At 73.3% G+C, this 11255-nt stretch carries 13 protein-coding genes; 9 read left to right on the forward strand and 4 right to left on the reverse strand.

Going from position 1 to position 11255, the window contains the following annotated elements; genetic code table 11:
- The 4 genes from ABD067_RS00870 to ABD067_RS00885 form a co-directional block, all read right to left on the reverse strand.
- Positions 1-221 (reverse strand): hypothetical protein (locus tag ABD067_RS00870; RefSeq protein ID WP_343893237.1); only part of this gene is annotated, 221 nt, incomplete at its 3' end.
- On the reverse strand, positions 221-664 hold the full coding sequence (locus ABD067_RS00875) for a DUF6468 domain-containing protein (RefSeq protein WP_343893238.1): 444 nt from the start codon (positions 662-664) through the stop codon (positions 221-223). The genes ABD067_RS00870 and ABD067_RS00875, both read right to left, overlap by 1 nt.
- Positions 665-669: 5 nt before the next feature.
- Entirely contained in the window at positions 670-1680 is a 1011-nt protein-coding gene (gene fliM, locus ABD067_RS00880) for a flagellar motor switch protein FliM (RefSeq protein WP_343893239.1), read from the reverse strand.
- Positions 1677-2156, reverse strand: a complete 480-nt coding sequence (locus ABD067_RS00885) for a flagellar basal body-associated FliL family protein (RefSeq protein ID WP_343893240.1) — start codon at positions 2154-2156, stop codon at positions 1677-1679. Before ABD067_RS00885 ends, fliM begins: the two co-directional genes overlap by 4 nt.
- Positions 2157-2350: 194 nt before the next feature.
- Between ABD067_RS00885 and flgF the strand changes: the two genes are divergently transcribed.
- The 9 genes from flgF to ABD067_RS00930 all read left to right on the forward strand — a co-directional run bounded on the left by flgF (position 2351) and on the right by ABD067_RS00930 (position 11102).
- Positions 2351-3094 (forward strand): flagellar basal-body rod protein FlgF, encoded by a 744-nt coding sequence (flgF, locus tag ABD067_RS00890; protein WP_343893241.1) that lies wholly within the window; start codon positions 2351-2353, stop codon positions 3092-3094.
- Positions 3095-3121: 27 nt separating this feature from the next.
- Positions 3122-3907, forward strand: a complete 786-nt coding sequence (flgG, locus tag ABD067_RS00895; protein ID WP_343893242.1) for a flagellar basal-body rod protein FlgG — start codon at positions 3122-3124, stop codon at positions 3905-3907.
- Positions 3908-3920: 13 nt separating this feature from the next.
- Entirely contained in the window at positions 3921-4874 is a 954-nt protein-coding gene (flgA, locus tag ABD067_RS00900; protein ID WP_343893243.1) for a flagellar basal body P-ring formation chaperone FlgA, read from the forward strand.
- 14 nt (positions 4875-4888) lie between these two features.
- Positions 4889-5626 (forward strand): flagellar basal body L-ring protein FlgH, encoded by a 738-nt coding sequence (flgH, locus tag ABD067_RS00905; protein ID WP_343893244.1) that lies wholly within the window; start codon positions 4889-4891, stop codon positions 5624-5626.
- 111 nt (positions 5627-5737) lie between these two features.
- The gene (gene tkt, locus ABD067_RS00910) at positions 5738-7795 is read left to right on the forward strand and encodes a transketolase (protein WP_408871489.1); all 2058 of its coding nucleotides are present in this window, start codon (positions 5738-5740) and stop codon (positions 7793-7795) included.
- 42 nt (positions 7796-7837) lie between these two features.
- Positions 7838-8854: a type I glyceraldehyde-3-phosphate dehydrogenase gene (gene gap / locus ABD067_RS00915; protein WP_343893245.1), complete on the forward strand. Its 1017-nt coding sequence runs from the start codon at positions 7838-7840 to the stop codon at positions 8852-8854.
- A 16-nt stretch (positions 8855-8870) separates the two neighbouring features.
- The gene (locus ABD067_RS00920) at positions 8871-10067 is read left to right on the forward strand and encodes a phosphoglycerate kinase (RefSeq protein WP_343893246.1); all 1197 of its coding nucleotides are present in this window, start codon (positions 8871-8873) and stop codon (positions 10065-10067) included.
- 63 nt (positions 10068-10130) lie between these two features.
- The gene (locus ABD067_RS00925) at positions 10131-10460 is read left to right on the forward strand and encodes a hypothetical protein (RefSeq protein WP_343893247.1); all 330 of its coding nucleotides are present in this window, start codon (positions 10131-10133) and stop codon (positions 10458-10460) included.
- Positions 10461-10514: 54 nt separating this feature from the next.
- On the forward strand, positions 10515-11102 hold the full coding sequence (locus ABD067_RS00930) for an NUDIX domain-containing protein (RefSeq protein WP_456305232.1): 588 nt from the start codon (positions 10515-10517) through the stop codon (positions 11100-11102).
- The last annotated feature ends 153 nt before the right edge of the window (positions 11103-11255 follow it).

Consider the following 11255-nt stretch of genomic DNA (forward strand, 5'->3'; position numbering starts at 1 on the left):
CCGGCGGCGGCTGGTGGCGCCTTGGCCGCGCGCCCCGGCGCTTCGGACGCCCTGGCCGAGCCCACAAGGGCCGGGGCGCGGTCGGCACCGCCCGCACCAAGCAGCGGCGCGGCAAGCGTCGCCACCTTGACGGCAAGCAGCACGCCCATGGCGCCCAACGCAGCCGGCAGCAGCAGGCGCCGGTGGCGGCGCCGGGCGGCGGCCGCGGGAGGGGCGGCCATCACGAGGCGCGCCGGGCCAGGGCGACCAGCAGGTCGCGCTCGGCGCGGCTCTCCGCACGCCCAGCCGCCTGCTGGACCGGCAGGGCGATAGGGGCGGAACCGCCCCCGGCGACGCCGGGACGGGCGGCTCGGACCAAGCCTTCCAGCCGGTCAGCCGCCGCCTCGGCCCGCTGCACGAGGTACCGCAGGTCGTCCCGCAACGTTTCAGCTGCGGCGACGCCGCCCTCCATCGCCTTGCGGCTCCCCTCGGCGTCCCGCCGCAGCAGGGCTGAGGCCGCTTCCGCGCGCCGGGACGCTTCGTCCAAGCCCGCCGCGCAATCCGCCAGCGTTTCCCGGTCGCGCCGCACGGCGCGGAGCGCGCGCTCCAGCCGCAGCGCCACGACGATGGTGCCGGCCAGCAGCGCGGCGACGGCCAGTTGCGCCAGCCATTCGAACCAGCCCACGGCCGTCAGCCCTCCACGGCGGCCGCCACAACCGCGGCGTCGCGCAGTTCGCGCGTGATGCGCACGGCCAAGCGGTCCTTGCGGCGGCCGAGGTCGCCTTCGAACAGGTCCACGTCGTTGCAGCGCAGCTTCACCGGCGCGTCCGGCGAGGCGTCGAGGGTGATGCGGTCGCCGCGGCGCAAGGACAGCACGGCGGAGAGCGGCATGGTCTGCTCGTCCAGCACCACGTCCAGGGCCAGCTCGGTAAGCCGCAATTCCTCCCCGAGGTGGGTTTCCCAGATCGAATCGCGGCCGAGCTTCTCGCCCATGAACTGCTGCAGCAGGGCCTCGCGCACCGGCTCCAGCGTCGCGTAGGGCAGCACCAGTTCGAGGCCCCCGCCGCGGTCCTCCATGCCCACGCGGAAGCGCGACAGCACGCAGGCGTTGCCGCCGCGCGAGACGGCCGCGAAACGCGGGTTCACCTCGAGCCGCTCGAAGCGGAACCGGACGGGGGAAACGGGCTTGAACGCTTCCGACAGGTCGTCCAGCACCACGGAAACCAAGCGCTCCGCCAAGGCGCGCTCGATGGAGGTGTGGGGCCGGCCTTCGACGCGCATGGCGGCGTTGCCGCGCCGGCCGCCGAGCAGCACGTCCACGACCGAGTAGACCAGCGCGGAGTCCACCACCAGCAGGCCGTAGTTGTCCCACTCCTCCACGCGGAACACGGCGAGCAGCGCCGGCCGGGGCACGCCTTCCAGGTAATCGCCGAAGCGCAGCGACGACATGCCCTCCATGGAAACGTCGACGTTGTCGCCGGTGAAGCCGCGGAGCGAGCCGGTCATCGCGCGCATCAGCCGGTCGAAGACGATCTCCAGCATCGGCAAGCGCTCGTAGGCGACCAGCCCGGCGCCGACCACGCGCCGCATGCCGTCGTCGCCGCCATGCCCGGCATCGCCGAGCAGCGCCTCGAGCTCCGCCTGCCCGAGCAGCGGTTCCCCGTCGGCCGCCGGCGACGGGCCCGGTGCGCCCGCGCTCATTGGACCAGCAGCTCGACGAAGAGGACGTCCGTCACCCGCGCGGGCGGCGCGGCGAGGCCGGCGCGCACCATCAATTCCTCCCGCAGACGGTAGGTGCCGGCGCTGCCGCGCAGCTCCTCCGGCCGCACTTCCCGGAGGTAGGTGGTGAACAGGTCCTGCAGCCGCGGCATCGCCTCCTGCAGCGCGCGCGCGTCCGCGGCGCCCGCCACCTCCAGCTTGGAGCGGAGCTTGATGTAGCTCGACCGGCGGCCCGGGGCGTTCAGGTTGGCGACGATGTCGGGCATGTCCACGAAGACGGGCTTCTCGGCCGGCGCCCCGGCGATGGAAGCGGCCTCGGTGGCCTTGAAGCCGGGGACGAGGCCGGCGAACCAGGCGCCGGCGCCGCCCGCGCCGAGGAGGACCAGCGGCGCGGCGACCAGCAGGAGTTTGCCCCGTCGCTTGGGCGGCGTCGTCGCTTCGGTCGGCTGCTCCGTCATGGAACCCTCGGATCGCTGGAGGGCCGCATCCTCCCCGCCGCCGGTTAAGGAAGCCTTGCGCCGGCGATCCTTGCCGGGCTTGGCGGCGCGGGAGCCGCCCGCCGTTAACCGGATGTTGGCGTTCCGGCCGCCATCCTGCCGCCTCCAAGCGCGCCCGGCGGACCGACCGCCCGCGCCCCGGAGAAGGACCGGCCGTGGACTCGCCTGGCTACATCATGCTCTCGCGCCTCGGCGCGCAGCTCCGGAGCACGCAGGTGCTGGCGAACAACCTCGCCAACGCCGACACGCCGGGCTTCCGCGCCGAGCGCGCCGTCTTCGCCGAGTTCCTGCAACCGCGCGCCGTGGGGAACGCGGCGCCGCCCGGCGACCGCGGCGCCGCCTACGCCATCGACCGCGCGACCTGGCGCGACACGGCGGGCGGGGCGATCTCCACCACCGGCAACCCGTTCGACCTGGCCTTGCAGGGCGACGGCTTCTTCGCCGTCGAGACGCCGCGGGGCGAGCGCTACACCCGCGCCGGCCGCTTCGCGCTCGCGGGCGACGGCAAGCTGACGGACGCGGACGGCAACGCGGTGCTGGGCACGGGCGGCCAGCCCATCGTGCTCGGCCCGAACGACACGCGCGTCGAGGTCCTCGGCGACGGCACGGTCCGCAGCGAGAACGGCCCGGTCGGCCAGCTCCGCGTGGTGCGCTTCGACGACCCGCAGAAGCTCCGCGCGGAAGGCGCGCGCCTCTACGCCAGCGACGACGGGCCGGGCGCGCCGGCGGAGCGGCCCGGCGTGGTGCAGGGCGCCGTGGAGAACAGCAACGTCCGGCCGGTGGCGGAGATCACCAACCTGACCGCGCAGACGCGCGAGTTCCAGTTCGCGGCGCAGTTCGTCGAGCGCGAGGGCGAGCGCCTGTCGTCCGCGGTCGAACGCATCCTGCGCCGCCGCTAGCCCGTTCCAGGAAGGACCAGACCACCCATGCGCGCCTTGCAGATCGCCGGCACCGGCATGATGGCCCAGCAGACAAACGTCGAGGTCATCTCCAACAACATCGCCAACATGGGCACCACCGGCTACAAGCGCCGCCGCGCCGAGTTCCAGGACCTGATCTACCAGAACCTGCGCCGCGTCGGCTCGCAGTCCTCCGACACCGGCTCCATCCTGCCTTCCGGCGCGCAGATCGGCCTCGGCGTGAAGACCGGCGCCATCTACCGCATCGGCGAGCAGGGGTCGCTGTCGCAGACGGAGAACCGCTTCGACCTCGCCATCCGCGGCAACGGCTTCTTCCCCGTGCAGCTCCCCTCCGGCGAGGTCGCCTACACCCGCGACGGCACCTTCGGCCTGTCGCCGGAGGGCGTCATCGTCACCGCCGAGGGCTTCCCCGTGCAGCCCGGCATCACCGTCCCGGCCGCCGCGCGCGACGTGACCATCAACGCCGCCGGCGAGGTGCTCGCCAAGCTCGACGGGCAGGTGGCGCCGCAGAATGTCGGCCAGATCCAAATCGCCATCTTCGCCAACGAGGGCGGGCTGGAAGCGGTGGGCGACAACCTGCTGCTGGCCACGCCCGGCTCCGGCCAGGCGCAGCTCGCGGCGCCGGGGCAGCCCGGGTACGGCCAAGTGATGCAGGGCTTCATCGAAACCAGCAACGTCAACGCCGTGCAGGAGATCACCTCCCTCATCACCGCCCAGCGCGCCTACGAGATGAACAGCAAGGTCATCAGCGCGACGGACGAGATGCTCTCGACGCTCGCGCGGCTGCGCTGAGGCGGGGGCCGCCATGCGCGCCCTCTTCGCCCTCTTCGCCTTCCTGGCACCGCTCGCCCCTGCCGCGGCGCAGGAGATGGCGGCGCCGCGCCCGCTCTCCGTGGTGGAGGAGCCGGTGCTGCGCCTCGGCGACGTGTTCGAGAACGCCGGCCCCAAAGCCGGGCAGGCCATCGGCGCCGCGCCCGCGCCGGGCCGGCGGCTGGTGCTGGACACGGCGCAACTCTCCGCGCTGGCCCGCGCGCACGGCCTCCCCTGGCGCCCGCTTTCCGCGCACGAACGCACGGTGGTGGAGCGGCCCGGCCGCGCGGTGCCGCGCGAGGAAATAGACGCCGCGCTCCGCGCCGACCTGTCGCGCCTGGGCCTCGACCCCGACTCCGAGCTGGACCTCGGCCCGCTCCTGCCCCCCGTGGTGCCGTCCGCCGCGCTGGCGCAGGTCTCCGCCGAGAACACGGCGCTGGACGCCGCGACCGGCCGCTTCTCCTCGACCCTGGTGGTGCTGGCGGGAGGGATGCCGACCGCGCGGATGCGCCTCTCCGGGCGCGCGGTGCCGACCCGGCCCGCGGTGGTCGCCACCCGCCGCATCGGCCTGGGCGAGGTGGTCGGCGCCGGGGACGCGCGGCTGGTCCGGCTGCGCGCCGAACGGGTGCGCCCGGGCACCGCGGAGCGGCTCGACGAGGTGGTGGGCCAGCGGCTGCGGCGCCCGATGGCCGCGGAGATGCCCTTCGCCGCCGCCGACCTCGCCCCGCCGCCGCTGGTGGAGAAGAACGCGCCCGTCGCGCTGGTGCTGGAAGCGCCGGGCCTGTCGCTCTCCGTGCAGGGCCGCGCGCTCGAATCGGCGCCGCGCGGCGCCGTGGTGTCCGTGATGAACCTGGCGAGCCGGAGCGTCGTGGAGGGCGAGGTCGTGGGGACTGGCCGGGTCCGCGTGCTCATGGGCTCCACCCCGACCGTCGCAGCCTCCGCCCGCTGAAGGAACCGCACGCCATGCGCCGCCCCTCCCCGACACTGCTGCTGCTCCCGCTCGCGCTCTCCCTCGCCGGCTGCGGCAACCTGGAACGCATCTCCCGCGTCGGCCGCGCGCCGGAGATGTCGCCGGTGGCGAACCCCACCGCCGACCCGGCGTGGCGCCCGGTCTCCATGCCGATGCCGGCGCCGCAGGAAGCGCCCGCGGTGGCCAACAGCCTGTGGCGCCCGGGCAGCCGCACCTTCCTGCGCGACCAGCGGGCGGCGCAGGTGGGCGACGTCATCACCGTGCTGGTCTCCATCCAGGACGAGGCGCAGCTCCAGAACCGCACCCAGCGCGCCCGCCAGGGCGGCGACAAGCTTGGCCTGCCGCAGGTCTTCGGGATGCAGACGCGCTGGCTGCCGCGCGGCGCCAGCCCGGAATCGCTGCTCGAAACCTCCGGCGGGCAGACCAGCGACGGCAACGGCACGGTGAAGCGCGTCGAGACCGTCACGCTCCGCCTCGCCGCCACCGTCACGCAGGTGCTGCCGAACGGCAACCTCGTGGTCGGCGGCCGGCAGGAGGTGCGGGTGAACGCGGAACTGCGCGAGTTGGCCGTGCAGGGCGTGATCCGCCCGCAGGACATCGCCAGCGACAACACCATCAAGCATGACCGCTTGGCGGAAGCGCGCATCGCTTACGGCGGGCGCGGCACGCTTTCCGACTTGCAGCAACCGCGCTACGGCCAGCAGCTCCTGGACGCGATCCTGCCCTTCTGACGGAACGCGCGCGCCGCGCGCGGAACGCTTGTTGCGGCCCGGGTTGCCCCGCCCAAGTGCCGGTCCTATAGCGCCCACGCCCGGGCGCACGGACCGGAAGGGAACAGCCGCGTGGCCAGCCTCGAACCCGACATCCAACCGAAAGCGGAGCCGAACCCCGCCCTGGCCGCGCAGGCGGCCATCCTCGCCCGCCCCGCGACGGAGGAGCGGCGCATGGCCGACGCCGTCCGCGCGCTGGCGATCGACGCGGTGGAGGCGGCGAAGTCGGGCCACCCCGGCATGCCGATGGGCATGGCCGACGCCGCGACCGCGCTCTGGACGAAGTTCCTGAAGTTCGACGCCGCCGACCCGCGCTGGCCGGACCGCGACCGCTTCGTGCTCTCGGCCGGGCACGGCTCCATGCTGCTCTACGGCCTGCTGCACCTGACCGGGCACGCCGGCATGGGCATCGAACACCTGAGGCGCTTCCGGCAGCTCCATTCGCCCGCCGCTGGGCACCCTGAATTCGGCGAGCACCCGGCGATCGAGACCACCACCGGCCCGCTCGGCCAGGGCTTCGCCAACGCGGTCGGCATGGCGATGGCCGAGCGGCTGCTCGCCGCCCGCTTCGGCCCCGAATTGGTGGACCACCGGACCTGGGTGGTCGCCTCCGACGGCGACCTGATGGAGGGCATCAGCCACGAGGCGGCGTCGCTCGCCGGGCACCTCCGCCTGGGCAAGCTGACGGTCCTTTACGACGACAACAACATCTCCATCGACGGCGACACATCCCTGTCCCTGTCGGACGACGCCCTGAAGCGCTTCGAAGCCTACGGCTGGGCGGCGCGGCGCGTGGACGGGCACGACGCGGCCGCCATTTCGGCCGCTCTCGGAGAAGCGACGAAGAGCGACCGTCCGACCCTGATCGCCTGCCGCACCATCATCGGCTTCTCCGCGCCTAAGAAGGCCGGCACCGCGGCGAGCCACGGGGCGCCCCTCGGCCCGGACGAGGCCGCCGCCGCGAAATCGGCCCTTGGTTGGAACCACGGCCCGTTCGAGGTGCCCGAGGGCTTGCGCGAAGCTTGGGGCAAGGCCGGCCGCCGCGGCGCCGGCGCCCGCGAAGCCTGGCTCTGGCGCCTCGCCGAGCACCCGCAGCGGGCCGAGTTCGAGCGCGCGATGGCCGGGCGGCTGCCGGAGGGCTGGAACGCCCCCCTTGCCGCCCTCCGGGCCAAATGGGCGGAGGAGAAGCCCAAGCTCGCCACCCGCGTGTCCAGCCAGCGCGCGCTGGAGGCCCTGGTGCCCGCCGTGCCGGAGATGGTGGGCGGCTCGGCCGACCTCACCGGCTCCAACAACACCAATGTGAAGGGCGTGCCGGCCGTCTCCCCTGGGAATTGGGACGGCCGCTACATTCATTACGGGGTGCGCGAGCACGGCATGGCGGCGGCCATGAACGGCATGGCGCTCCACGGCGGGATCATTCCCTATTCGGGCACCTTCCTCGTCTTCGGCGACTACATGCGGCCTTCGATCCGCTTGGCGGCCCTCATGCGCCAGCGGGTGGTCCATGTGCTCACCCACGACAGCATCGGGCTGGGCGAGGACGGGCCGACCCACCAGCCGGTCGAGCACCTCGCCTCCTTCCGCGCTATGCCGAACCTGCACGTCTTCCGCCCGGGCGACGCGATGGAAGCGGCGGAGTGCTGGGAGCTTGCCGTGGCGCGGGCCGACGGCCCGTCCGTGCTCGCCTTGTCGCGCCAGAACCTCCCCGCCTTTCGGGTCGATGCCGGCGAGAACCGTTGCGCCAGGGGCGGCTACGTCGTGGCCGAAGCCTCCAGCGGCTCGCGCCGCGCCACGCTCATCGCCAGCGGCTCCGAGGTGCAGGTGGCGCTGGCCGCCAGCGACCTCCTCGAAGCCGAAGGCATCCCCTGCGCCGTGGTGTCCCTGCCCTGCTGGGAGCTTTTCGCCGAGCAGGACGAGGGCTACCGGGCCGAGGTGCTGGGCGAGGACGCGCTCCGGGTCGGCATCGAGGCGGCCGCCGAGTTCGGTTGGAGCCGGTGGCTCGGCGAGCGCGGCCTGTTCATCGGCATGCCCGGCTTCGGCGCCTCCGCGCCGGCCGAACACCTGTTCCGCCATTTCGGCATCACGCCCGAGGTCGCCGCCGCCGCGGTGCGGAAACGATTGGCGGGCTAGAGCGATCATTCCGCGACACATCAGAGGAGAGGGCCAGGAACCATGACGGTGAAGGTCGGCATCAACGGCTTCGGCCGCATCGGGCGCCTCGTGCTGCGCGCCGCCATCGAGAGCGGGCGCGACGACGTGGAGGTCACGCACATCAACGACCTCGGCTCGCCCGAGGCCAACGCGCACCTGTTCCGCTACGACAGCGTCCACGGCCGCTTCCCCGGCGAGGTGCAGGTGGAGGGCGACAGCCTCGTCATCGCCTGCAACGGCCGCCGCTACGCCCCCATCAAGGTCACGGCCGAGCGCGACCCGACCAAGCTGCCCTGGCAGGGCGTGGACGTGGCCGCCGAATGCACCGGCATCTTCACCAAGCGCGACAAGGCCGCCCAGCTCCTGCAAGCCGGCACCCGCAAGGTGCTGATCTCGGCGCCGGGCGAGGAGGCGGACGCCACGATCGTCTACGGCGTCAACCACAAGGCGCTGACCAAGGAGATGCAGGTGGTGTCCAACGCCTCCTGCACCACCAACTGCCTCGCGCCGGTGGCCAAGGTGCTGCACGAGAAGTTCGGCATCCAGCGCGGCTACATGGTGACGATCCACGCCTACACCGGCGACCAGAACACGGTGGACACGCTGCACAAGGACCTGCACCGGGCGCGCGCCGCGGCGGTCTCCGCCATCCCGACCTCGACCGGCGCGGCCAAGGCGGTCGGCCTCGTGTTGCCGGAGTTGAAGGGCAAGCTGGACGGCACCGCCATCCGCATCCCGACGCCGAACGTTTCGCTCATCTCGCTGGACGTGAACCTCAAGAAGGAGGGCGTCACCAAGGAGGCGGTGAACCAGGCGATGAAGGAGGCCTCGGAGGGCGAGCTGAGCGGCATCCTCGGCTACAACACGGCGCCGCTGGTCTCCATCGACTTCAACCACGACCCGCGCTCTTCCGTGTTCGACGCCTCGCAGACGCAGGTGGTGGACGGCGCGCTGGTGCGGGTGATGAGCTGGTACGACAACGAGTGGGGCTTCTCCAACCGCATGTCGGACACCGCCGCGCTGCTCGGCACGCTCTGAGGGGAACGGGACGGTCATGGCGCGCTTCCGCACCCTCAACGACCTCGACCCCAAGGGCAAACGGGTGCTGCTGCGCGCCGACCTGAACCTGCCGGTCAAGGACGGCAAGATCACCGACCGCACCCGAATCGAGCGGCTCGCGCCCACCCTGCGCGAGCTGCTGGACAAGGGCGCGCGGCTGGTCGTGTGCAGCCACTTCGACCGGCCGAAGGGCAAGCGCGTGCCGGAGATGTCGCTGAAGCCGATGGCCGACGCGCTCTCCGCCACGCTCAACCGCCCGGTGGCCTTCGTTGACGATTGCGTCGGCCCGGTGGCCGAGGAAGCGGCGGCCAGGCTCAAGGACGGCGAAGCGCTGCTCCTGGAGAACACGCGCTTCCACGCCGGCGAGGAGGAGAACGACCCGGCGCTGGCGCAGGGCCTCGCCCGGCTCGCCGACGTGTACGTCAACGACGCCTTCTCGGCCGCGCACCGCGCGCACGCCAGTACCGAGGGCGTCGCGCGGCTGCTGCCCGCGTACGCGGGGCGGCTGATGCAGGCGGAGTTGGAGGCGTTGGACGCCGCGCTCGGCAACCCGAGCCGGCCGGTGGTGGCCATCGTCGGCGGCGCCAAGGTCTCCACCAAGCTCGACCTGCTCGGAAACCTGTCCAAGAAGGTGGACGTGCTGGTGATCGGCGGCGCCATGGCGAACACCTTCATCGCCGCGCAGGGGCACGGCGTCGGCAAGTCGCTGCAGGAGGCGGACATGCACGAGACCGCGCGCCGCATCCTGGAGGACGCGCGGAGCGGCAACTGCGAGATCCTGCTGCCGATCGACGTGGTGGTCGCCGCGGCCTTCGCGCCGCACGTGCCGACGCGGGAGGTCGGCGCGGAGTCGATCCCCGCCGACATGATGGCGCTCGACGTCGGACCGGACACGGTGGCGGCGATCGAGGCGCGGCTGCGGCAGGCCTCCACCCTGGTGTGGAACGGGCCGCTCGGCGCCTTCGAAACCCCGCCCTTCGACGCCGCGACGGTGGCGGTGGCGCAGGCGGTGGCGGGCCTCACCCAGTCGGCCGGGCTGAAGTCCATCGCGGGCGGCGGCGACACGGTGTCGGCGCTGAAGCACGCTGGCGTGGCGGAGCGCATGACCTACGTGTCCGCCGCTGGCGGGGCCTTCCTGGAGTGGATGGAGGGCAAGACCTTGCCGGGCGTCGCGGCCCTCGAGACGGCGTGAGGCGGGCGCGCCCAGGGGATCGTTACTTGTGAGTTAACGCGGGCGGCGGGCATCGTTCCGCGCATGCCGATCCGCCCCGTGCCGCCCTTGCACCGCCACCGCAATCGCCGCGGGGGCGACGTTTGGGCGGAGCACCGGCCGTTCATCCTGCGTTCAGCTTTGGGTGCGACGGTGCTGCGCATGATCTCGACGCACTCCCTTTCGGCCTTCACGCCGGCCATCGACCGAGCCGCGCCGGCGCAGCCCTCGAGCGCGGTCGGCGCCTCAGCCGCCGCCGTCCCGGAGGTGGTGGAGGCGGCCGCACAGGCCGGGGCGCAACGGCCGCTGGAGGCCGTGCCGGCGCTGCCCGCGCGCCCGCAGCCGCGCGGTTCGCTCCTCGACCTGCGGGTTTGACCCGGGGGCGAGTCGTCCGCGGCGTCCGGGAACGATCGGGGGGCGAGGTTCGCCTTGCCTTCGCTGGGGGCGTTGCCCATCCTGCTCCCCATGCCATCCTTCATCCGCACCACGCCGGAAGGCGAGGACCGGGAAAGGCTCACCTGCCGCGATTGCGGCTTCGTCGCCTACGAGAACCCGAAGATCGTGGTCGGCAGCGTGGTGGCCGTTGACGGCCGGGTGCTGCTGTGCCGACGGGCCATCGAGCCGCGGCTGGGGTTCTGGACGCTCCCGGCCGGGTACATGGAAATGGGCGAGACCGTCGAGGAGGGCGCGGCGCGCGAGGCCTGGGAAGAGGCGCGCGCGCGAATCCGGATCGAAGGCGTGCTGGCCGTGTATTCCATCGCGCGCATCGGGCAGGTGCAGGTGATCTTCCGCGCCCGCTTGGACGAGCCGGGCTTTGAGCCGGGGCCGGAGAGCCTGGAGGTCGGGCTGTTCGAATGGGCGGACATCCCGTGGGACGGCATAGCCTTCCCGTCGGTCCATTGGGCGCTGCGGGCGTGGCGGGACACGGCGCACGCCCCGCTCGCCGCGCCGGCGCTGAACCCGGCTTCCGACCCGCGCGGCACGCGCCCCATGCAGGACCTGGAGGTGGAAGGGTGATGCCGACACGGCGCCGGTTCGGCTGTTTGCTGCTGGCGCCGCTGCTCGCCGCGCCGGCGGTCGGCACCGCGCAGGAGGCCGCCGCCCCGGCTGCGGACCCGGTGGCCCCCGCCGCCCGGAAGCCGCGCCCGCCGCGGCCGGCGCGCCGGCGGC

Origin of the sequence: Craurococcus roseus, from assembly GCF_039523795.1 — a bacterium.
Classification (GTDB): domain Bacteria; phylum Pseudomonadota; class Alphaproteobacteria; order Acetobacterales; family Acetobacteraceae; genus Craurococcus; species Craurococcus roseus.